The organism is Pedobacter faecalis, from assembly GCF_030182585.1.
Taxonomy (GTDB): domain Bacteria; phylum Bacteroidota; class Bacteroidia; order Sphingobacteriales; family Sphingobacteriaceae; genus Pedobacter; species Pedobacter faecalis.
In genome coordinates this window covers 2,030,949-2,051,631 of record NZ_JARXOW010000001.1, presented here as the reverse complement: position 1 = coordinate 2,051,631, position 20,683 = coordinate 2,030,949, and the positions used below count along the sequence as shown (strand labels likewise).

Sequence of the window (20,683 nt, the reverse complement as noted above, 5' to 3'; positions counted from 1 at the left end):
TTTAGAAAATACTTGCTTAGCGTTATTTAAGGGGCAATCTTTTTAAAATAAAGGGCCGACAATCAACTGGCGTTGAAGCGTCGACCCTTAAATTAACGCTCTCACCACAAAGATGCAACTTTTACCGGTATTAGCAAAATAAATCTTACTTATTTGTTTAGTTGCCTGGCCTTCAAAAGGAAAAAAGCTATAAAAGTAAAGAGCCGGTACTTCACGAAGAAAATACCGACTCTTACCATCTAAATTAACGCTCTCGGGTATAATAACGCGGCAGCGTACAAAAGGTTTTGATTTTTTTATTTTTTTTAAAAACTAGTCGGCACTGGCCAGAGCGGCTATGCTTACACGCTTTGGACGGTACGGCTGCAGGGCCAGACAGCAGGCTTCCAACGTAGCGCCTGTGGTTATGACGTCATCGACCAGCAGGATGTGCTTGCCCGCTACCGCCCCCGGCTTTTTCAATTGAAAAGCATTCCGCAGATTTTCCGTCCGGTCGTAGCGGTTTCTGGTGGTCTGACTTGAACCGGCACGTGTCCTAAGCAGCGCTGTTGTGCTCACAGGGATGCACAGATATTCGGCTATCCCGACCGCCAGAAAATAACTCTGGTTAAAACCTCTCATGCGCTGTTTGGTTTTGTGCAGCGGTACCGGGATAATCAGGTCGATGTTTGGGAACCCACCACGGCCTTCATGCTGTTGCGCTGCCTCTTCCAGCTTCTTGCCTATCATTCTGCCCAGCATAATACCTGCAGATCTCCGGCCCTTATATTTCAGGCGATGTACCAGACCTTGGGTCAAGTTCCCTTTTTTAAAAGCGAGGAGCGACATGGCATGTGCGACCTCCGCTCTTCCCCATAATTTACGCGCCACGCGGTTGTCGCGATACAGGTGATGATCGGTAAAAGGCAGCTGAAACAAACACATCGTGCAGAGCTCAGACTCGCCACGGTTCAGGTGACGATTGCAGGCGCAGCAGCGTACGGGGAAGAGCAGCGCCGTCAGATCGGCCACTGCATTAAAGATAAATTTCACGGGCTAAACTAATGAATTCCCGCTATTCCGCGGTAGGCGGCAGCCGTATTTACTGACCTTCTTTCACAGCGAGCTGACCGCATGCCGCATCAATATCCTTACCGCGACTTCTTCTGATGTTGGTGGTAATGCCCTGGCTTTTCAGGTAATTTGAGAAAGCATCTATTTTGTCCCCCTCCGCGTTCACAAAATCGGCAAACTGGATGGGGTTATATTCAATCAGGTTAACTTTGCAGGGGATATGCTTACAGAATTTTGCAAGCTCTTTCGCATCTTCCAATTCGTCGTTGAAATGATTGAATACAATATATTCGTAGGTGACGGGGTTCTTGGTCTTTGCGAAATAATATTTCAGCGCTTCTTCCAGCGACTTCAACGAATTTGCCTCATTGATCGGCATGATCTCGTTTCGCTTTTTGTCGTTCGCTGCGTGGAGCGACAAAGCAAGGTTAAACTTTACACCGTCGTCGCCCAGTTTTTTAATCATCTTGGCAATACCGGCTGTAGACACCGTGATGCGCTTGTACGACATATTCAGGCCGTCAGGAGCCGTGATGCGCTCAATCGATTTCAATACGTTGGCATAGTTCAGCAGGGGTTCGCCCATGCCCATATAAACAATATTGGTCAGCGGCGCATTGTAGTTCTGCTTCGCTTGCTGATCAATGAGCACTACCTGGTCATAGATTTCGTCGGCATTCAGGTTGCGTTTGCGGTCCATATAGCCTGTGGCGCAAAACTTACAGGTCAGGCTGCAGCCCACCTGTGAACTCACGCAGGCGGTCATGCGTTCATCCATAGGAATCAGGACGCCTTCCACCAGGTTGCCGTCGTGCAGCCGGAAGGTACTCTTAATGGTATGGTCACTGCTGATTTTGGCGTTGTTCACTTCCACCGTGTTGATCGAGTAATGCTCATCCAGTTTTCGTCGCAGGTCTTTAGAGAGGTTGCTCATCTCCTCGAAGCTGCGGGCAGACTTTTCCCAAAGCCATTGGTAAACCTGTTTGGCCCGGAAGGCTGGCTCTTTCATTTCAGCAAGATGTTGCTGTAACTGAGTAAGATCGAGTGCGCGGATATCTGTTTTTTTCGTAGGAAGCATTGCGGGTGCAAAGATACCAAAAAAAATTAACGTCTTTTTGCTGCACGTTTAGGCGGCCCGCCCGTCCGGTTCCAGTCGCCCGCCGCAGCCGCCGGTTTCTTGCCAGAGCGGCGGTCGGCATTCCTGCCTGTAGCCGGAGCCGCTTTAGACGCCTTTTCCGGCCTGCCTTTGGCTTTCTCCTTCGCAGGCTTTTCGCGCTGCGGTTTAGACGAGGCCTTTGCCGTTTGCGATTTAGAAGCCTGCTCCAGTGAACTCGATTTCTCCAGCAACTTATACAGTTCCTGCTGTTCTTCCGGGCTCAGTTCACGCCATTCGCCCAGGGGAATGCCTTTCAGACTGATGTTCATGATCCGCACACGCTCCAGCTTGGTTACTTCATATCCAAAATGCTCGCACATGCGCCTGATCTGCCGGTTGAGCCCCTGTATAAGCGTAATGCGGAATACGTTGGCCGACTCCTTTACCACCTTGCATTTTTTGGTCATAACGCCAAGCACAGGTACGCCTTTAGCCATATTGGCCACAAAGGCATCCGTTACCGGCTTGTTCACCGTCACGACATATTCCTTCTCATGATTGTTTCCTGCGCGCAGGATCTTATTCACCAGGTCGCCGTTGTTGGTCAGGAAGATCAGTCCCTGCGAATCCTTGTCGAGACGCCCGATAGGGAACACCCGCTCGCTGTAATTCACATGATCTACAATATTGCCTTTAACCCCGGCTTCGGTAGTACTTGTAATACCCACAGGTTTGTTATACGCGATCAGCACCGTGTTTTCTGCCTGCGACGGTTCAATGGTCTGGCCGTTTACTGTAACCACATCACCAAAGAAGACCTTGTCGCCCACCTTAGCGCGTTTCCCGTTAATGAATACATTTCCCTGCTCAATGTACCTGTCGGCCGCCCTCCTCGAACAAAGGCCGCTTTCGCTGATGTACTTATTTAAACGAATTGTTGGGTCTTGCATGTGCCGGGTGTAAGGGTTTTAAAAAATGCGATTCAGAAATATTTTACAAAGGAATCATTTTATAATCATATATGCTATCAAAATATCAATTCTAACGTCGCCTGGGGCTGGGAGGCAGTTCGCTGGGCATTTGCCGGGCTACGCATGCTTTGAGCCCAGTCATGCCCAGGAGATGCCCAACCATCAGGCGGAGGAATTTTGCGGAAGTCAAAATTTCCTCCTTTGTTAAAACCGGGAGAATTGAGTAAATTCGTTTAAGGAATATGTAATATTCAATGACGGATTTGGGCACATATGGCGATCAGGACCTGCTTCAAATGCTCCGCGAGGGCAACCGCGATGCGTTTACCGAAATTTATAACCGCTATATGGAGCTGCTTTACCTGCATGCACGGAAACGACTTAAGGATGAAGACGAGGCGGAAGACCTCATTCACGATCTTTTTATAACCATTTGGGAAAAACGCTCGGAACTCAATTTTGGCGGCGCGCTATCCGCCTACCTGTACCGGGCGGTGAAGAATAAAGTGATCAATGCCCTTGCACACCGGCACATCAAAACCAATTACCTCGATTCCCTGCAGCAATATATAGACGCCGGCGACTTCAACACGGACGAAGCCATGCGTGCCAAAGAGCTTGCGGAACAAATCGAGAAAGAGGTGAGCCGTATGCCCAGGAAAATGCAGGAAATTTTTCTTCTCAGCCGCAACGCAAATCTAAGCCATAAGGAAATCGCCGAGCAGTTAGGCATCTCCGACAAAACGGTAAAGAAGCAGGTCGGAAATGCGATTAAGATCCTGAAAGACAACATCAATTTTACGGTGTTGTGGTGATGCCGCAAGGATACAAACTTACCAGCCCTTGCGCAGCAGTTCAATAGCCCGGTCGAGCAACTCATCTTTGCCTTGCTGTATGCCTTTAATGGTCGGTTTCATCGGGTAGTCGATTTTAACGCCAACCCTTTGGGTACGGGTGCCGTCAGGATAGAAAATACCTATTCCAGAGATCATGGTAGACAAGCCCCCGGGTAAAACGATGCGGGAGACATTGCCGTCGGCACCGGCAGTTGTGCTGCCGAGTACTCTTACGTTTGCTGCGCTTTGGAATGCCATAGTCGTATATTCCGCATTACTCTGGCTGCTTGCATCAACTATGACGATGACATTTCCGCTGAATTGTCCACCACCTCCATTCTTTAAAGGCTGGTCCGCGAAGCTAAACTCACCCGGGCGCTGAAGATCTGCTCTGGTGAAATTCACAAAAGGGGAATGCTTTTTTTTGATGTAATTGCCAAAAGTGAATGGCATGAAGTCGGAGGGATAACACCGCATATCAACGACAATCGACTGCGCGTTAGCAAACAGCTTCTTTATGGCGGGAAGGTCGGTATTCTTATATTTTGCCGGATACACATAGCCTATATTACCATCAATAAGTTCATACCCGCCGGGTCTGGTATAGTCAATGTTTGTGAACCTGAAACCCTGTGTAAGCATATTTAGCATCACCTCTCTGTTGCCTTTGTCGCCTCTAACGGTAAGTTTCATGCTGGGTTCATGGCCGCGAAGTAAAAAGTTAAAAGGCAGATCCCTTAATTGTGTGTCGTAGTTGGATGCTGCTACCATAGGGAGATATGCTTTGACAAGCTCGGGTACAGTCCTGCCATTGATGGCCACGATCTCTTCCCCAATCTTCATTTTGCTTTTTAGTCCGAGAGTATCGGTATAGAAGCCCGTAACGATCAGTTTATTTTCAATGAATTTAGCCTGAACCGGGGTAAGATAGTCGCCTTTTAAAAGGTTCACCGCACGGCGGCTGCCCCAGAGATTGGCATGGGTATCGCTTATTTTTGCGATAAGTTTGGTTGTTGCCACCACGTAAGCCCGTTCGTCATTTGCCTGCACAAAGGCTGGTATAAAATCTTTGAGCACCTCGTTCCAGTCCTGATCAATCTGGTCTTTGTAAGGGAAGAAGTAGTTGATCATGGCCCAGTATCTGTACAAACTAAGCAGCCTGTAACCAGCATCAGGGTAGGACATATCAGCATAGTCATTTTCGTTCCTGAAATCGGGGTTGCCAACGCTGGCATAGGCGATATAATATCCCGCACCGAGGTGTCTGTTGTCTCTGATGTAGTTCAGTTTTTCGGTTAGGGATGCATTGGCAATTTTGCCATTGAAAAGTTCGCCGTAATCGGGGTTAAGTGCGATCCGTTTTTTGGATTTTGTGCCGCAGTCGGGGCATGATGCGGGTTTGGGCAGGCCTTCCAGGTAAGCTTCCAGCGACTTACTCAGTTCCTCGTTGTTTTTTGCAGCAATCGCCCCAGGCAGCATACGGAACAGCTCAAAATCCCAGTTGTAAGCCCCCTTCGCCACCGATGGGTGATGATATTTCAGGAAGCCCCAAAACTGTCCGAGAAAAGCGAGGTTGGAAACCTGCTGCGGGCTTAGGCTGGCGAGTTTGATGTTTGAACCTTTAGCAAAGGTCGTATCGGTTCGGGTAGATTGCCGGGCATCGCAGCTAAAAATAGTTACTACGAGCAAGAAGGCGGTGAGAAGTCCTTTCATAGAAGCATCAAAATTTTTCATACCGTATTGCAATACACCCGCTGGGGAGTGTTTGCGCGCTTACCAGTTTCAACTCCATAGTTTCGGTCAGGTGCATTTCGCTGAAGAGGCGACGCCCCTGACCGCAGAGGAAGGGGTGGACGACCATATGAAATTCATCGATAAGACCCAGTTCGATCAGTTCAGCGGGTAACGCAACGCCTCCGGTGGAGATAGCTTTTCCCGCTTGCTGCTTAAGTTTCAAAACCTCTTCTTTCAGGTTCTCGCGAATGATCGTTGTACGCTCATCTGCATTGTCGAGCGTTCTGGAGACCACTACGCGTTCAAGCCGGTCAAATGCTTTGGCAAAGGCGTTAGAGGATTCGTCCAGGGACTGCGACCGGGCAATATCCGGCCAGAACGGAACCATCAGTTCATACGTTTTCCGCCCATACAGCAGCGTGCCGGAATCTTCCAGCAATTCGCGGAAGTATTGGTGAACATCATCTCCAACGTGCGGGATACTGGTGTGTTCGCAGCAGCCGTCCATTGTGAGGTTAATTCCATAAATAAGCTTTCTCATTTGATCTTGGTTAGGGTGTGCTATCCAAGTCAATATAACTCAAAATCTGCATAACTAGACAAAAATTCCCGATTTGAATTTCGCGAAGAAACATTACCATAGCCAGCAAAACCTTGCAATTTGAAAGTTTAACTTTCAAATTGCAAGGTTTTAGTGTATATTTGATGTATAATTGAAAGCTTAACTTTCAAATTGCAGAAAAATGATTAGGCGTAATTTAACTGAAAAGCTGATTGCGGGGCTACAGAATGTACCAGTCGTGGCACTATTAGGGCCAAGGCAGGCTGGTAAAACTACACTGGCATTGCAGATAGCCGAGCAGCTTTCCAAAACTTCTGAATACCTCGACTTAGAGTTGGATTCAGATATGAATAAACTGGACGATCCGGAAGCTTACCTGAGGAAGTTCTCGGGTCAGCTTTTAATCATCGATGAAGTACAGCGTAAACCCGATCTGTTCCGTGTATTAAGAGGTTTGGTAGACATGAGAAAGCGCAACGGAGAAAAAGCAGGACACTTTCTGTTGCTCGGCTCAGCTTCCCGCGATTTGCTGCAGCAATCTTCCGAAACGCTTGCAGGCAGAATCAGGTATATTGAGTTAACGCCCTTTAATGCACTTGAAATCATAAACCATGACCCGCTCGGATTTAATCCCGATAAACTGTGGTTCAGAGGGGGCTTTCCTGATAGTTACCTGGCTTCTAGCGATGAGCAGAGCTGGGAATGGCGTAACGACTTTATTTCCACTTATGTGGAACGTGATATCCCGCTCATGGGGCCGCAAATTCAGCCAAACAGGATGAAGAAGTTTTGGTCTATGCTAGCACATTATCACGGTCAGCAGGCAGTATATTCAGAACTGGGCAAAAGCTTAGAAGTGAGCCATACAACCATCAAGTCATATCTGGATATCCTGGTAGATTTTTACATGGTCAGGCAGATTCAGCCCTGGTCTGGAAACACAAAGAAAAGGCTTGTCAAGTCACCGAAGATATATATCCGTGACAGTGGTTTACTGCACAAGCTACTCAATATACCGGGTTTCGACGATCTCATGGGAAATCCTGTTCTCGGCGCAAGCTGGGAAGGCTTTGTCATAGAAAACATCATCGTGCAATTGCCGGGTACATGGCAATACAGCTATTATAGAACAACAACCCAGACCGAAGTCGACCTTGTATTGGAAGGGCCGAACAATCAGGTATGGGCATTGGAAGTTAAGCGGTCATCCGCTCCGCGGCCTGGCCGGGGCTTTTACGCCGCATGTGAGGATATCGGGGCGACGCAGAAATTCGTCATTTACGGCGGCAAAGAGCGATATCCCCTACAAGAAAACACGGAAGCAATTGGACTGGCGGAGTTTTTACAGTTGGTAAAATGATCAATAAGTCCTTATATTTGGTATATGAGGATGACCGTAATGTTATAATATAAAACAGACGGCTTTATCCGTCTGGACAACGCTTTTTCTGCCGATCTTGCTGCACAGGCGAGAGAAATTCTCTGGAAAGATATTCCTGCGAAACCCGATGACCCATCTACCTGGACGAAACCCGTGGTATGGCTCGGCATGTATACACAGGAACCGTTTGTTAAAGCCGCTAACAGCCCGGCCCTGCACAATGCGTTCGACCAGCTGGTTGGCCAGGGCAAGTGGATTCCTTGCATGAGCATGGGCGCCTTCCCGGTTCGGTTAGACCGGCGCAGGATGGTGATGTGATTGAGGACTTGTTGCAGCATGATCATGCCTGCAGCCGGGGCTGATCATGCTGATCAACATAAGGAAGGTGCCGAATAACAGTTTATGGATTTTCATGGTGGTCGATATTGTGGGTACATACCCGGTTAAGTTTCCAGTTGATGTAATGTGCAGCGGCGATGGTGATGCCGCCCAAAGGGATAAGCAGGGCTTCCGCCTCATGCCACAGGAAGTGTCCGGATGCGATGAGGGCAAATCCGCAAAGGAGGGCGAGCAGCGGCGTCGTGTTCCGGTGCCTCTTGTAGGTTGTGGATAGCGAAGTTACGCCAATGATCACCGAGAGGACGATCATGCTGGTTTCTACCCAGGGGCTGGCCAGGAACTCCATGCCGATTAGCGGCAGGGAAGTGACCATCAGGGGAAGCGCGGCGCAGTGAATGGCGCATCCCACAGAGGCTGTTATGCCGAGCTGGTCAAGTCTTTCTGATTTCAGTAGTGATTTCATGTTGCAAATATAAATGCAATTATGTTGCAAACAAGAAAAATGCACAAATTTTGAGTCAAGGCTTTGGCGCCTGCAGTCATCAAAGACTACTGAGGATTGCTTAAAGTCCTGAAAAGATCTGCGATGGCGATGAGCAGCCTGTTCTCCATGCTGATTTCAGAAAGTCTGCTGCTGACCACATTGTTTTCCCGGGAATTTATGACGAAAAGGGAACTCTCACCGAAAGAAAACAGGCGTTCTTCTGAAGTGAGCATAGTGGAATAGTCTTTCACAAGTTCTGATGCGGTGACTTTCTGATTTTCAAGGGCATCGATCTCGGCTTGCTGGGCCAATATCTTGTTTCTCAATGCCACACGGGCCAGGTCGAGGTCAAGTTGTCCGTCCTGTATTTTAAGTTTTGCAAGTCTTAAACCACCGCGTTCTTTTCTGAGAAATACCGGCAGACTGAAATTGACGCCAAGTTTGTAATCCTGAAAGCGGTATCTGTCCACATACCTCGGTTCAGCTAGGAAATTATAGCTTAAATCGACCTTAGGCAGCAGCAGGTTCGCCTTGTACCGGCGTTCTATCTCCAAAAGCTCAAGTTTGCCCTGTAATGCCTGTACCTTAGGATGCTCACCGAGTTGCAGCATTGCTGCTGCATCGGTTAGGTTCAGGATAGAAGCCGCATGTTCGGCGGGGTTTTCTTCAGGGACGATATTTTCGGCCAGTTCTACAGGCACGTTTTCAAGCCAGAGATAATTGGATAATTCCAGTCGTGCTTTAGTCAGCTTGAGCTGCGCATCGGCCAGACTTAGCCTGCGCGACTTCACGATCACTCCCGCTTCAATACTGTCGATCGCCGGCTTGTCCCCTGCCTGTATGAGTTTGGTGATACCCGTATATCTGACCCTTGCAAAATCAAGATAGGTTTGATAAAGCTTTACCTCGTCGAACGCACGTTTCCAGCTGAAATAGGCGAGCGACGCGGCGTAAACGGCTTCAGTAACCTGCAACTTTTGCTCGGCCGCGCTCAGTCGCAGCTGCACCTTGGCCGAGCGCAGGTCTGCCATCCTTCTGTTGACCAGTAATCCCTGTGCCAGCGGGATGGTGATTCCGGCAGAGGTGAGTCCGCCTTCCGGGGTAATGTTTTGTGGATTGACGTACTTTCCGGTACTGTTGTCAAAGGCAGCTTTAATTTCAATGCCATACCATGTGGGTATTTTAAAACTGCTGTTCAGGAGCGAATAGTATCCCGTTCCTTTGAACTCTTTCTTATCGTAGTCGACCTCCAGCTTTGGGTCGAAGCCGCCGCGCGCAGCCATAAGTTCTGCTTCGGCACGGCTGAGCGTAAGATTGGCCTGCCGGGTCAGCGGATGATATTTTTTAACGTAGCCCAGGTATTCCGCAAAGCTCAGTTGCCCGGCCAAGCGTTCCTGAGCCACTGCATGAAGCGTGCAGAGCACACATAACAGGATATAGATAACTGCTCTCATTTATCTTTCGCCGTTTCATTTGCCGCCGCAGGCTGGTAGTAGTTGGGCGGGAAACCATTTAACGTACGCCACACTTCAAACCAGACCGGGACGGTTTCCAATAGGGCAATCGTTTGTGCCCCCGCGCCTATGCTCAGCTGCTTTGGCCATGCCGCGTCGCGCTTATCGGGGGCGATAAGCACCCTGTACTTGCCATTGGGACTTATGAAATTCTCAATAGCCACGATCCGGCCGCCAAAAGTGCCGTATGACATTCCGGGCCATCCGGAAAATACGATGGTTGGCCATCCGTCGAACCATACCCTTACTTCGTCACCCTTTTTCAGCAGTGGCAGATCGATCGGCCTTACATAGGTTTCTACCGCGATCTCATACCCTGCAGGCATAATGCTGACTATTGGCGTTCCTTCCTTGAGTATTTCGCCGATGCCCGACTGCAGCGCCCGGTTTACATAGCCGCTTTGAGGCGCTTTGATGTAGTACATGCCGTTTCTGATGGAGTAATTCACATATTGGTTTTCCAGCTTGTTGACCTGGGCCTCTGTATCGAACTGGCTGCTCAATGCGGTAAACTTATCACTGCTCGACTTTGCCAGTTTTTCATTGTATTCAGCGGTTATTCGTCCGATCTCCACCTGAGCATTGATCAGGTCATTCTGCGCGGCGAGCAGTTTGTTTTCCTGCGTGATGATTTTCGCCTGGGCATCCTGCAGCTTCAGCCTTTTCTCCTCTACATCAGTAAGCGGTTTCAGGCCTTCTTTATTAAGCTGAACTGCCCGGTCAAACTGTGTGGTGGCGATCTTTAGCTGTGTTTTTACGGCTTCCAGGTCGATACTGTCGCTCTTCACCTTCAGAAGGGCCTGACGTATTTTGTTGTTGGCCTGCTGAATTTTCAGACGTTGTTCATTCGCCAGCGCAGCCATCTGTGATTCCAGCGACTGTACTTTACTATCATAAGACTTTAATGCGTTTTTTTTGGCGTCTACCTGTTGTTTGGTGTTGTTTACCAGGTTGGGATCAAAGTAATCCTCCTTTGTTTCGGAAATAAATAATATGGTGTCACCCTTTTCCACGTAATCGCCTTCCCGTACATACCACTTTTCGATACGTCCTGCAATCGCGGTATGTATGGTCTGAGGCCGCTGGTCAGGTTTCAGGGTAGTAACCGCGCCTGTGCCCGAGATGTTCTGTGTCCATGGCAGAAACAGGATCAGCAATGCCAGCAGGCAGAGGCCAAGGATTATCCTGTTTAATATCTTATAGTGCGGCCTGTTGGATAGCTGCCGTACAGTGCTGAAATGCTGTAAGGTTTCAAGCCGGGCCTTTTTGTTGGTCGAAATATTTAGCATGGCTTAATGTTTTGTATCATGGATTATTTTTCCGTTTTCCATAGTGATCTGCCGGGTGGCCTGCGCTTCCCAATGCACATTTGCGGAGGATACGATCACGGTCCAGGAGTTTTCCGGGGAAAATATAAAGTCGATCAGTGCTGCCGCTGCATCTTTGTCCATACGGTCGGTCGGGTCTTCAAAGAAGAGCACAGCAGGCTTATGCACGATACTGCGTGCGAGAAGTATCTTCTGAGCATTTGATGAGGATAGTTGTTTGCCTTCGGGGAAGATCTTGGTGTTCAGGCCCTCAGGCAGTGATTTGATCACCTGGCTGAGTTGAACGGCGTCGAGCGCCCATTTCAGATCTTCAGGTGATATTGCGGGGTCGCTGAAGGTGATATTTTCCAGTATTGTACCTTCAAACGGGGTTTCGCCCTGGATGATCCGGCCGATTTTTGCCCTGTACGCAGCACCCTCAATCTTGACGAAGGTGTCGTCGTTTACAGACAGTGTACCGGAGCTGGGTTGGAGCAGCCCGGACAGTATACGGATCAGGGTGGTTTTTCCTGCACCGTTGTTGCCTTTCAGCAGAATCTTTTCGCCGGGCGCTATAGTCAGCGAAATATTTTTCAGCGTGTCTTTTGCGGCACCGGGATAACGGAATCTTAACGCATCAGTTTTGATCGTTATGGCTTTTTCACTGGTGATTTCCGCAGCGTCGGGTTGATCCTCTATATCCAGATCCGTAACCTCGCCGATTTTCTCTACAGCGGTGAGCACATCGTAGAAACTCTCCAGTCCAAGTATAATTTTCTCCACGGAATTGATCACCAGGAGAATGATGATTTCGGCAGCGACAAACTGCCCGATATTCATCTGCTGGTTTAATACCAGCAGGCCGCCTATAAGCAACAGGCCGGCAGTGATGATGATCTTAAATACGATGAGCTGGATAAACTGGCGCCTGATAATCCCGAAATGCTTTTCCCGGTAGGTGAGGTAGCCGCCAACGATATCGTCTGTTTTAGACAAGGCAAAATTGAAATTCAGCTTGGCTCTGAAAGACGAATTATTGCGGGCTATTTCCTGAAGCCAGTCGGCCGCCCGGTACTTGTACTTGGATTCGTTGAGACTGGTTTCAAGTCCCGGGGCGTAAGAGAATTTAAAGATCAGGTAAAGCAAGCCCACCAGCAAGAGGCCGAACACAATAAAAAACGGGTGGTAAAATGACAACAGTATAATTCCGAAGCCGATCTGAAGCAGCGCGGCTGAGAAATCGATCAGCAGCTTCGAGACCCCCTTTTGTATGGTCAGGGTGTCAAAAAAGCGGTTGGCCAGCTCGGGCGGATAGAAGTTATTGTACAGTTCATCAAAGCGTATTTTGGGCAGGCGGTACGCGAATTCAAACGAGGAACGAACAAATATTTTCTGCTGAAGATTTTCGGTAATTCGCAGTTGCATCAAAGATAGTATACCTACCAATGCCACTCCCCCAACCACGATGACAACCAGCACGATCCATGAAACGCTTACCCTGCCGCTTTGTATAAAATTGATAATGGCCTGTATACCGAGGGGAAGGGACAAGCTGATCAAACCCGCGAACAACGCGTAGAAAAAAATCTGTGTGACATCTTTCCTGTCGAGCCTCAGCAGGCTAAAAAATCGTTTGGCCGGTGTCATAAGCTATTTGTATTGCGGTTCACCAAAAGCAATCTACCTGCCAAAAATATTATTATTTCGCTTATCTTGCCTGCATGGAAAAAACGACGATTGAGAGAATCATGGCGCCGGTTAGCCGTTTTGTACATCTGGAATATACGAGCGGACTTGTGCTCATGGCCGCCGTGGTGGCGGCAATCACCTGGGCAAATTCTGCTTACCACGATTTTTATGAACACCTCTGGCACATCAATTTTTCGATAGGCTTTGATAAATTTCTGCTTAGCCACCCGCTGCATGTCTGGATCAATGATGGATTGATGGCGCTTTTCTTCTTTGTGATCGGCCTTGAACTTAAGCGGGAGTTTATGGAAGGCGAGCTATCCTCGGTAAGCAAAGCCGCACTGCCGATGGCTGCAGCACTGGGCGGGATGATCGTCCCGGCTTTGATCTATACCGCTTTTAACGCGGGCACCGAGGCCGCACACGGCTGGGGCATCCCGATGGCTACCGATATCGCATTCGCTTTGGCTTTGCTGTCCATGGCCGGCAAAGGCATCCCAACATCGGTTAAAGTGTTCCTTTCTGCACTAGCCGTAGCAGATGATCTGGGCGCTGTTCTCGTCATCGCGTTCTTCTATACAGCTGAGATTAATTTCCTCGCGCTGGGCGTCGGAGCCGCATTTCTTGGCGTATTGATATTAGGCAATATTATAGGTATCCGGGCTAGCATGTTCTATTTGATCATTGGTATCGGTGTCTGGATCGGGTTTCTGCTCTCCGGCGTCCATGCTACGATTGCGGGCGTACTGGTTGCCTTTACCATCCCCGCAGTTACCAGGATCAATGAGGAAGTTTATGCGGGTAACCTCCGTAAGCTGTCGTATGATTTTGAGTCTGACATCCCGGAGCGCGGCAAACTGATTACACCCAAGCAAAATAAGACAATACAGAATGTCAAGCGGCTGAGTATGGCCGCTGAAACACCACTGCAGACGATAGAACATGCCCTGCATCCCTGGGTGGCCTTCGGCATTATGCCGCTCTTTGCGCTGGCAAATGCCGGTATTGTGATCGGTTCCGATTTCCTGAGTTCTGTATCCAACCCGGTTTCGTTTGGTGTTGCTGCCGGATTGATCATCGGAAAATTTATCGGCGTCATGGGTTTTTGCTGGATCATGATAAAATCCAGACTTGCCGGACTTCCGGAAGGCGCAGGCTGGAACCACCTGGCAGGCGTTTCCCTGCTTGCAGGTATAGGTTTCACCATGTCGCTTTTCATCAGCGGACTGGCCTTTAAGCATCCGGTTTTTATTGATCAGGCGAAATACGGTATCCTGATTGCCTCTGTTGTGGCCGGTATCGCTGGTACAATAGTGCTAAAGCGGGTGACGAGGTAAGGTCTAATCGGAAACTACTAGGGTAAGGGAGTCGGCTTTAATTCTTGATCTTAACCAGTCTCTTAAGCGTACAAGCTCCGCCGGTGCCGGATCGGTTCGGAAGCTTACCAGGGCAAGCGTTACCGTATCCTGCCTAAGGGTATCCATGCGTTGTCGGACTACATTTTCAATGCTGTAGCTGCTCAGTGCTGGATATAATGCTGCGAGTTCAGCACGGACATCTGGTATGGGCATGTCTAACCTGGCTGAGGAACTCTTTCGTGTGGAGTCGTTTTGATAGACGGCCTCCAGGATGCTGGCTTTGATCTGGCTGAAATCCAATTCATTCTTGGCGTTCAGTCCCTGCCGGATGCGGAGCTCGGTATTGTTTAACTTATAAGCAGGCAGCCTGGATTTCAGCGTATCAATCTGTTGGCCACTTAACTCGTCACCGAGCAGCAAAAGGTCAATTTCATTTCCCATGCTACTGCTGTACTTAAAATTTTTGGTGATGACCTGTGTGCTTGCGAAGTTCATCTCTTTCTGAATAAAGGCATTGGCGTTGGTCTCGAAGATACTCTTATCCACAATCCGGTAGGCCAGGTAAACGCTGGGGGCGGCTGTGACCAGCACCAGGATCCAGATGTACTGGCGTACTTTTCTTTCATAGGCCTTATCTTCAAATTCCTTTTTATGAAATTTCAGGTAGCGGACAATTAAATAAGTGGCCACGCAGATAAAGACGCTGTTAATAAAATACAGGTACATGGCACCAAGAAAGAAGTACAGGTTGCCCGAAGCAAGTCCGAACCCGGCGGTACAAAGCGGAGGCATGAGTGCCGTGGCGATCGCCACGCCGGGTATGGCATTGCCTTTTTCCTTGCGCGTGGCAGCAACGATCCCGGCAAGTCCGCCAAATGTGGCGATGAACACATCCCAGATCGAGGGAGATGTTCTGGACAATAGCTCCGAGGAGGCATCATGCAAAGGTGTTATCAAAAAGTATAAGGTTGAGGTGATCACACTGATCACCGTGGCAATAGCCAGGTTGCGCGCCGCCTTTTTAACGAGCTCAAAATCATTGATGCCAATGCCAAGTCCGACGCCCATGATCGGCCCCATAAGCGGTGAAATCAGCATAGCCCCGATGATTACAGCTGTTGAATTGACATTGAGACCGATGGAGGCCACGAATATCGCGAAAATGAGCGTCCATAAGTTGGCCCCTTTAAACTCTACATTCCGCCTCAGAGCTTCCACCGTATCCTGTTCGTCGGCATTGTCTTCATGCAAACTGAAGCGGTAGGAAATGAAGTTTCTGATCGCAAGGAAAATTTCTCTCATGCCCTGCTACATTCAAAAATCAAACCACTATGCATTAAGCTTTAGAGTTGCAGAACAGCTGCTTTTCCTTGCTGTCTGATTTGGCTTGAGCTCAAAGCCCGCTTTATTCTCGGGCGGTTATAGCGCTGAAGGAATATCGGGTACAGATTTAGCAGGATATTTAGTATCAGCAGTGAAAGGGATTTAGAAAAACCGAATATTAACGCTACGTACACATTGAATCCAAGCACGATCATGAATATGACTGCATGGTCGCGTTCGGATATTTTTGTCTGGCGATAGAGCCTCGTAAGCGCTTCCGTGTTGTTTTCGATCGGGAGCGTTTTTCTGGTCAGCTTTTCCCAGCCTACCCAAACGAGTAGTTTTCTATAGAAGTTTATGCCAATGTATTCGTATATCCTGCCTTTCTGTTCCCATGCTTTTTGCTCGTAATAGGTGGAAGTCAGTTTGTTTTGCCTGGCCTGAGACGCGAATGTCATACAGATCATAAGCAGGAAGTTAAGTAACCAGGCGAATTGAAAGGTGTTGATCTTAACTGTATAGATCAGGGCCAAGAGGGCGGCAATTGATAGTACGTAGGTGACAATAAAGGTGATTTGTTTTTTCATACAAGAGGGTTGGTAGCGCAATATCAGCTGTATTTTTTGAATACACAAATGAATTTTCAGGGCTTTGCTTACAAGCTTCGGGGGTTTGCATACATGGACGCTACATGCCTTGGCGATCTTTGCTTTATGGAAAAGGAAATAAAACAAATGGCATTGGGCAGCCAGGGCTTGGCTGTGCCGATGATTGGCCTGGGCTGTATGGGCATGACAGGCTTTGAGGAGGGCCATATGTATGGTCCCGCAGATGAGCAGGAGGCTATTGCGACGATTCACCGTTCGCTGGAGCTGGGCGGTAATTTTCTGGATACGGCGGATCTGTATGGGCCGTTTAAGAATGAACAGCTCATTGCGAAGGCCATGAGCGGGAAGCGGGACCAGTATATTCTGGCAACCAAATTTGGCTGGGAGATCGACGACAACAACAAAGTCACCTCGGCCATTAACGGTAAAAAGGATTATGTCAGGAAAGCTTTAGAACGTTCTCTGAAAAATCTCAATACAGATTATATCGATCTGTATTACCTGCACCGGCTGGATAAGAATACCCGGATCGAAGAAACGGTTGAAGCCATGGCCGAACTTGTCAGGGAAGGAAAAGTAGGTTATATCGGGCTGTCGGAAGTATCCTCTGAAACTGTTGAGCGGGCGCATGCTGTACATCCCATCACTGCCGTGCAAAGTGAATATTCGCTATTTGAAAGAACAGTGGAGGAGCGTGGGGTGCTGGCTAAATTACATGAACTCGGCATCGGCTTTGTTGCTTATTCACCATTGGGCAGGGGCTTTTTATCAGGACAGATCAAAAGCATCGACGACCTTCCGGAGAACGATTTCAGAAGGGCGATCCCACGTTTCCAGGGCGAGATGTTTGTTAAGAATATCGAACTGGTAAGCGCCATTGAAGCGATGGCGGAAGCCAAGGGTGTTACATCATCGCAGCTGGCCCTGGCCTGGATCATGAGTAAGGGCATACTGCCAATTCCGGGAACCAAACGCAGGAAGTATGTGGAGCAGAACCTCGCGGCGACGCGCATTGAGCTGACCGCTGCCGATCTTTCGGAACTGGAAAACATTGTGCCCTTAGGAACGGATACCGGCGCGCCTTATGATGAGTTCAGTATGGGTTTAATTGATTAAATTCGTATTATGAACGCCATTAACTCCATATCAGAATTTCACCGGTTGTTGTCGCTGCCCGAACCACGGCACCCGCTGGTGAGTGTGATTAACCTGGAGGAAAGCATTTTCCTGGAAGATGAGATCTGGAAGGGCTTTGTGAACCGTTTTTACTGCGTGGCGCTAAAGCGTGAAGCCAAGGGTAAGATCAGGTACGGGCAGCAGCATTACGATTATGATAAGGGCGTACTGAGTTTTACGGCGCCGAACCAGGTGCAGCAACTGGACCTGCAGAATATGGAATGCGGGTCCGGTTACCTGCTCATCTTTCATCCCGACTTTCTCTTACAGCACCCTCTGGCGAGCAACATCCACCGCTACGGTTTCTTTGACTATGCCGTGAATGAAGCCCTGCACCTTTCGGCTGAGGAAGAAGGGGATCTGATTGCCATATTGGAAAAGATTGACAGGGAGTGCAGGCATATCGACAAGCATACCCAGGAGATTATCCTAACGCAGATTGAAAGTCTGCTGAAATACTCAAACCGTTTTTATGAGCGGCAGTTTCTGACCAGAAAAAGCCATAACCATGCGCTGCTGAGCAAGTTTGAGCAGTTGGTCGACAACTATTTCGATAAGGACGTTCAGGCCTTGCTTACGGTACAGCATATTGCCTCGCAGATGAACCTTTCGCCCAATTACCTGAGTGACTTGCTGCGTGTGCATACCGGGCAGAACACGCAGCAGCATATTCACGAAAAACTGATCGCAAAAGCCAAGGAAAAACTTTCCACGACCGATCTCTCCGTTAGTGAAATTGCGTATGCTTTGGGCTTTGAGCACGCGCAGTCCTTCAGCACCCTTTTTAAAAGGAAGACGAATTTATCTCCTATGGAATTCCGTCAGGGTTTTTTATAGACCAGGCATCCGATCTTATTAGGATGATCTTGTATAAAGCTCTGTTTGGATTCGTTTCGCAGCATTAAGATAATCAATAGGTCCCCGCCAGCGGCCAGCGTAAAGAAAAGTCCGAAAGCCAGCCATGAAATGCTGCCGGTAAGTATGGCGATCAGTGTAGGGATTATTCCAAGAATGATTCCGGGCGCAGCCGCCCCAATCTGGTAATGCCTGAGCCGTAACGGCTCCGTACAGTGGCAATAGGGCGTCAAAGATTTCCATAGTATCCCAAACCTGATGGTCCGGAAGCCTGAACTGGCGAAAAGCGCCCAGGTAAGGCCATGGATCAGTTCATGCACAACAATGCCTGCTAGCATGATGCCTACCAGCCAAACTAAACCCTGGACACCCGGAGGTAAAATTTCTTTATAATGAGCGAGGGAAAGCTGGTTAGGCCAGAGCAAATAAAAAACCAACACGAATACGAATGCAAAGGGTAAAAAATAGGCGATCGATTTGAGTTGTGCCTGACCGGCACTGATCGTAAGTTCCCGCGCTTGATCTTGATCTGCTGTTTTCATGCCCAAAAATACATAACTGGCAGCTCATGCCCAAAAATTCCATTCATCCGCAGAGGCCCCAATCACATTTAATAAGAAGTATTATAGATTAGTATTTACATGGCTGTTATTCGCGGCAATAACCGATCTTCACTTTTCAAAGATTTGGATATGTGCAAAATAACCGCTTCGCGGCTGGATGGGATTATATTAGCGCTTACAGAATTCAGCCGGGGTAACTTCGCTGTCCGGCTCGATGTTTCGGATGACGGGGATCCGCTGAATACGGTGACTGCGGGATTGAACAGGCTTGGTGAAGAACTTGAAAAAACCAATCAGCTGGTGACGCGGTTGATCACCTCATCGGACCAGGTTTTTTATATTGTTTCGATAGACCAGACAGACCCTTTTAAAAATACCTTCACTTATCTTAGTCCGCATGTAGAAGGCGTTATCGGGTTCTCGGTGGATGATGTACGCAACGAGCCGCTGCTTTGGTTGAACTCCATACATCCGGAGGATCTGGAAGGGGTGAAAGCAACTACAAAAGAGATGTTTACGTCTAAAAGTCCGAGAACCCGGGTGTACCGTATGAAGCATAAACGTACAGGAAAGTACGTTTGGCTGGAAGATTATGTTGTCCCTATCCTGGATGAAACCGGGCGCATTCAGGAGTTTTACGCATCGGCGCGTGATTTTACAGCACGTAAAGAAGCAGAACTTGAACGGGAGCGACTGATTGCGGAGCTCAACCGGAGACATGACGAGCTGATGCAGTTCAGCCATATTGTATCACACAATCTGCGGTCGCCCGTCGCGAATATCCTTGGCCTGGCACAGCTTCTCCATGAAGATGTTCCTTCAGCATCACTGGCTGAGACCACGGGGTACATCCTCAAAGCCGCCCAGTCGATGGATCATGTATTGCGTGACCTGAACACAGTGTTGTCTGTACGGTCCAGCCTGGAGGAAAAAATGCAGACGTTTTTGCTAAGTGAGATCATCTCGCTGGTGTGTATCAACCTTAAAAAAGAAATAGATGAGAGTGCTGCACGCATTCATGTAACCGTGGATCCTCTGGCAGATGAACTGACCAGCATCAAAAGCTATGTCCAGAGTGCATTGTTCAATCTGATCAGTAATGCGATGAAGTATCGTTCGCCAGAGAGACCGCCCGTCATCGACATAAACGTTTACAAAGAGGGAACTCATACGGTGATTTCTATCCAGGACAATGGCCTGGGAATAGACCTGGATTTGCATCAGCACCGGATCTTTGCACTGTACGGCAGACTGCATTCAGATCGCGACGGAAAAGGACTCGGCTTGTATATGACCAAGACACAGGTCGAGTCTTTAAAGGGAACGATTGCGGTGGAGAGCGAAGTGGGGCGGGGTACAACCTTTACGATAAGGCTTTAGTTGGCCCTGGCCGCTACTGTCCTAACGGTGCCAATAAGCTCTTCCGCTTCGGTATCTTTTAAGACGAATGCTTTGGCGCCTGCTTCCATGGCTTTTTCTGCAAAGCCTTCCTTGGCATGCATGGTAAGCAGGATGACGCTGATCTCCGGGAATTCGGCTGTCAGGGTCTTCGTAAGTTCAATGCCGTCAATTTCCGGCATGTTAAGGTCGGTAAGCACTACCTGACAAGGGACGCCGCCGCGTATCAGGCTCAGGGCCACGGCACCATTTTCTGCCTTTCCGCTGACAACGATATCGGGTTCGTAAGCAAAAAGTTGTATCAAGCCGGCGCGGACAATGGGATGGTCATCTACGATTAAAAGCTGAATCATAAGAATATAGCACCATTATCGGGAAAAGGTTTTGCCGGCGTGAATTTCAGGTATTAGCCGTTGCGGTTGCGATAAAGACGTGA

At 48.7% G+C, this 20,683-nt stretch carries 20 protein-coding genes; 7 read left to right on the top strand and 13 right to left on the bottom strand.

What is annotated here, in order from left to right; all coding sequences use genetic code 11:
• Positions 1-312: 312 nt before the first annotated feature.
• Genes QEP07_RS09285 through rluF form a run of 3 tightly spaced genes read right to left on the bottom strand, consistent with a single transcriptional unit; the run spans position 313 to position 3,099 of the window.
• A complete protein-coding gene (locus tag QEP07_RS09285; RefSeq protein ID WP_285009708.1) occupies positions 313-1,032 on the bottom strand; it encodes a ComF family protein in 720 nt (239 codons plus the stop codon).
• Positions 1,033-1,081: 49 nt separating this feature from the next.
• Complete coding sequence (rlmN, locus tag QEP07_RS09280; RefSeq protein WP_285009705.1) at positions 1,082-2,131, bottom strand: dual-specificity RNA methyltransferase RlmN; 1,050 nt, start codon at positions 2,129-2,131, stop codon at positions 1,082-1,084.
• Positions 2,132-2,157: 26 nt separating this feature from the next.
• Entirely contained in the window at positions 2,158-3,099 is a 942-nt protein-coding gene (rluF, locus tag QEP07_RS09275) for a 23S rRNA pseudouridine(2604) synthase RluF (RefSeq protein ID WP_285009703.1), read from the bottom strand.
• Between the two features lie 275 nt (positions 3,100-3,374).
• Here rluF and QEP07_RS09270 point away from each other — a divergent pair, with 275 nt between their 5' ends.
• Entirely contained in the window at positions 3,375-3,935 is a 561-nt protein-coding gene (locus tag QEP07_RS09270) for an RNA polymerase sigma factor (protein ID WP_256003399.1), read from the top strand.
• Between the two features lie 18 nt (positions 3,936-3,953).
• Here the strand turns inward: QEP07_RS09270 and QEP07_RS09265 are convergent, their stop codons facing one another.
• Positions 3,954-5,690: a S41 family peptidase gene (locus QEP07_RS09265; protein ID WP_285009702.1), complete on the bottom strand. Its 1,737-nt coding sequence runs from the start codon at positions 5,688-5,690 to the stop codon at positions 3,954-3,956.
• Complete coding sequence (locus tag QEP07_RS09260; protein ID WP_285009700.1) at positions 5,677-6,231, bottom strand: dihydrofolate reductase family protein; 555 nt, start codon at positions 6,229-6,231, stop codon at positions 5,677-5,679. Before QEP07_RS09260 ends, QEP07_RS09265 begins: the two co-directional genes overlap by 14 nt.
• 202 nt (positions 6,232-6,433) lie before the next feature.
• On the opposite strand from QEP07_RS09260, the gene QEP07_RS09255 reads away from it, so the two are divergent.
• Both QEP07_RS09255 and QEP07_RS09250 read left to right on the top strand, forming a co-directional pair.
• The gene (locus tag QEP07_RS09255; protein ID WP_256003409.1) at positions 6,434-7,612 is read left to right on the top strand and encodes an ATP-binding protein; all 1,179 of its coding nucleotides are present in this window, start codon (positions 6,434-6,436) and stop codon (positions 7,610-7,612) included.
• A gap of 189 nt (positions 7,613-7,801) precedes the next feature.
• On the top strand, positions 7,802-7,951 hold the full coding sequence (locus tag QEP07_RS09250; protein WP_285009698.1) for a hypothetical protein: 150 nt from the start codon (positions 7,802-7,804) through the stop codon (positions 7,949-7,951).
• Between the two features lie 82 nt (positions 7,952-8,033).
• Here QEP07_RS09250 and QEP07_RS09245 read toward each other — a convergent pair whose 3' ends face one another.
• The 4 genes from QEP07_RS09245 to QEP07_RS16585 all read right to left on the bottom strand — a co-directional run bounded on the left by QEP07_RS09245 (position 8,034) and on the right by QEP07_RS16585 (position 12,117).
• Positions 8,034-8,435: a MerC domain-containing protein gene (locus QEP07_RS09245; RefSeq protein ID WP_285009696.1), complete on the bottom strand. Its 402-nt coding sequence runs from the start codon at positions 8,433-8,435 to the stop codon at positions 8,034-8,036.
• A gap of 86 nt (positions 8,436-8,521) precedes the next feature.
• Positions 8,522-9,910: a TolC family protein gene (locus tag QEP07_RS09240; RefSeq protein WP_285009695.1), complete on the bottom strand. Its 1,389-nt coding sequence runs from the start codon at positions 9,908-9,910 to the stop codon at positions 8,522-8,524.
• On the bottom strand, positions 9,907-11,259 hold the full coding sequence (locus QEP07_RS09235; RefSeq protein ID WP_285009694.1) for an HlyD family secretion protein: 1,353 nt from the start codon (positions 11,257-11,259) through the stop codon (positions 9,907-9,909). Before QEP07_RS09235 ends, QEP07_RS09240 begins: the two co-directional genes overlap by 4 nt.
• Positions 11,260-11,262: 3 nt before the next feature.
• Complete coding sequence (locus QEP07_RS16585; protein WP_437126693.1) at positions 11,263-12,117, bottom strand: ATP-binding cassette domain-containing protein; 855 nt, start codon at positions 12,115-12,117, stop codon at positions 11,263-11,265.
• An 881-nt stretch (positions 12,118-12,998) separates the two neighbouring features.
• Between QEP07_RS16585 and nhaA the strand changes: the two genes are divergently transcribed.
• Positions 12,999-14,303, top strand: coding sequence for a Na+/H+ antiporter NhaA (gene nhaA, locus QEP07_RS09225; protein ID WP_285009690.1), 1,305 nt, complete (start codon positions 12,999-13,001; stop codon positions 14,301-14,303).
• 3 nt (positions 14,304-14,306) lie between these two features.
• Here the strand turns inward: nhaA and QEP07_RS09220 are convergent, their stop codons facing one another.
• The gene (locus tag QEP07_RS09220) at positions 14,307-15,626 is read right to left on the bottom strand and encodes a TIGR00341 family protein (RefSeq protein WP_285009687.1); all 1,320 of its coding nucleotides are present in this window, start codon (positions 15,624-15,626) and stop codon (positions 14,307-14,309) included.
• Between the two features lie 41 nt (positions 15,627-15,667).
• Positions 15,668-16,234: a glycosyl-4,4'-diaponeurosporenoate acyltransferase CrtO family protein gene (locus QEP07_RS09215; RefSeq protein ID WP_285009686.1), complete on the bottom strand. Its 567-nt coding sequence runs from the start codon at positions 16,232-16,234 to the stop codon at positions 15,668-15,670.
• 48 nt (positions 16,235-16,282) lie between these two features.
• On the opposite strand from QEP07_RS09215, the gene QEP07_RS09210 reads away from it, so the two are divergent.
• Both QEP07_RS09210 and QEP07_RS09205 read left to right on the top strand, forming a co-directional pair.
• Positions 16,283-17,371, top strand: coding sequence for an aldo/keto reductase (locus tag QEP07_RS09210; RefSeq protein ID WP_285009683.1), 1,089 nt, complete (start codon positions 16,283-16,285; stop codon positions 17,369-17,371).
• 9 nt (positions 17,372-17,380) lie between these two features.
• A complete protein-coding gene (locus tag QEP07_RS09205; protein WP_285009680.1) occupies positions 17,381-18,268 on the top strand; it encodes a helix-turn-helix domain-containing protein in 888 nt (295 codons plus the stop codon).
• Here QEP07_RS09205 and QEP07_RS09200 read toward each other — a convergent pair.
• Positions 18,253-18,828: a DUF3267 domain-containing protein gene (locus QEP07_RS09200; protein ID WP_285009677.1), complete on the bottom strand. Its 576-nt coding sequence runs from the start codon at positions 18,826-18,828 to the stop codon at positions 18,253-18,255. The genes QEP07_RS09205 and QEP07_RS09200 overlap by 16 nt on opposite strands.
• 150 nt (positions 18,829-18,978) lie before the next feature.
• Between QEP07_RS09200 and QEP07_RS09195 the strand changes: the two genes are divergently transcribed.
• On the top strand, positions 18,979-20,229 hold the full coding sequence (locus tag QEP07_RS09195; protein WP_285009674.1) for a sensor histidine kinase: 1,251 nt from the start codon (positions 18,979-18,981) through the stop codon (positions 20,227-20,229).
• Here the strand turns inward: QEP07_RS09195 and QEP07_RS09190 are convergent.
• Positions 20,226-20,600, bottom strand: a complete 375-nt coding sequence (locus QEP07_RS09190) for a response regulator (protein ID WP_285009671.1) — start codon at positions 20,598-20,600, stop codon at positions 20,226-20,228. The two genes, QEP07_RS09195 and QEP07_RS09190, sit on opposite strands and share 4 nt — an antisense overlap.
• Between the last annotated feature and the right edge of the window lie 83 nt (positions 20,601-20,683).

Bases quoted from the DNA above. Each gene is read 5' to 3' on its own strand.
- QEP07_RS09205 (WP_285009680.1), top strand. From the start codon at position 17,381: ATGAACGCCATTAACTCCATATCAGAATTTCACCGGTTGTTGTCGCTG.
- QEP07_RS09190 (WP_285009671.1), bottom strand. From the start codon at position 20,600: ATGATTCAGCTTTTAATCGTAGATGACCATCCCATTGTCCGCGCCGGC.
- QEP07_RS09250 (WP_285009698.1), top strand. From the start codon at position 7,802: ATGTATACACAGGAACCGTTTGTTAAAGCCGCTAACAGCCCGGCCCTG.
- rluF (WP_285009703.1), bottom strand. From the start codon at position 3,099: ATGCAAGACCCAACAATTCGTTTAAATAAGTACATCAGCGAAAGCGGC.
- QEP07_RS16585 (WP_437126693.1), bottom strand. From the start codon at position 12,117: ATGAATATCGGGCAGTTTGTCGCTGCCGAAATCATCATTCTCCTGGTG.
- QEP07_RS09255 (WP_256003409.1), top strand. From the start codon at position 6,434: ATGATTAGGCGTAATTTAACTGAAAAGCTGATTGCGGGGCTACAGAAT.
- QEP07_RS09260 (WP_285009700.1), bottom strand. From the start codon at position 6,231: ATGAGAAAGCTTATTTATGGAATTAACCTCACAATGGACGGCTGCTGC.
- nhaA (WP_285009690.1), top strand. From the start codon at position 12,999: ATGGAAAAAACGACGATTGAGAGAATCATGGCGCCGGTTAGCCGTTTT.
- QEP07_RS09220 (WP_285009687.1), bottom strand. From the start codon at position 15,626: ATGAGAGAAATTTTCCTTGCGATCAGAAACTTCATTTCCTACCGCTTC.
- QEP07_RS09235 (WP_285009694.1), bottom strand. From the start codon at position 11,259: ATGCTAAATATTTCGACCAACAAAAAGGCCCGGCTTGAAACCTTACAG.
- QEP07_RS09200 (WP_285009677.1), bottom strand. From the start codon at position 18,828: ATGAAAACAGCAGATCAAGATCAAGCGCGGGAACTTACGATCAGTGCC.
- rlmN (WP_285009705.1), bottom strand. From the start codon at position 2,131: ATGCTTCCTACGAAAAAAACAGATATCCGCGCACTCGATCTTACTCAG.
- QEP07_RS09215 (WP_285009686.1), bottom strand. From the start codon at position 16,234: ATGAAAAAACAAATCACCTTTATTGTCACCTACGTACTATCAATTGCC.
- QEP07_RS09265 (WP_285009702.1), bottom strand. From the start codon at position 5,690: ATGAAAAATTTTGATGCTTCTATGAAAGGACTTCTCACCGCCTTCTTG.
- QEP07_RS09210 (WP_285009683.1), top strand. From the start codon at position 16,283: ATGAATTTTCAGGGCTTTGCTTACAAGCTTCGGGGGTTTGCATACATG.
- QEP07_RS09270 (WP_256003399.1), top strand. From the start codon at position 3,375: ATGACGGATTTGGGCACATATGGCGATCAGGACCTGCTTCAAATGCTC.
- QEP07_RS09245 (WP_285009696.1), bottom strand. From the start codon at position 8,435: ATGAAATCACTACTGAAATCAGAAAGACTTGACCAGCTCGGCATAACA.
- QEP07_RS09195 (WP_285009674.1), top strand. From the start codon at position 18,979: ATGTGCAAAATAACCGCTTCGCGGCTGGATGGGATTATATTAGCGCTT.
- QEP07_RS09240 (WP_285009695.1), bottom strand. From the start codon at position 9,910: ATGAGAGCAGTTATCTATATCCTGTTATGTGTGCTCTGCACGCTTCAT.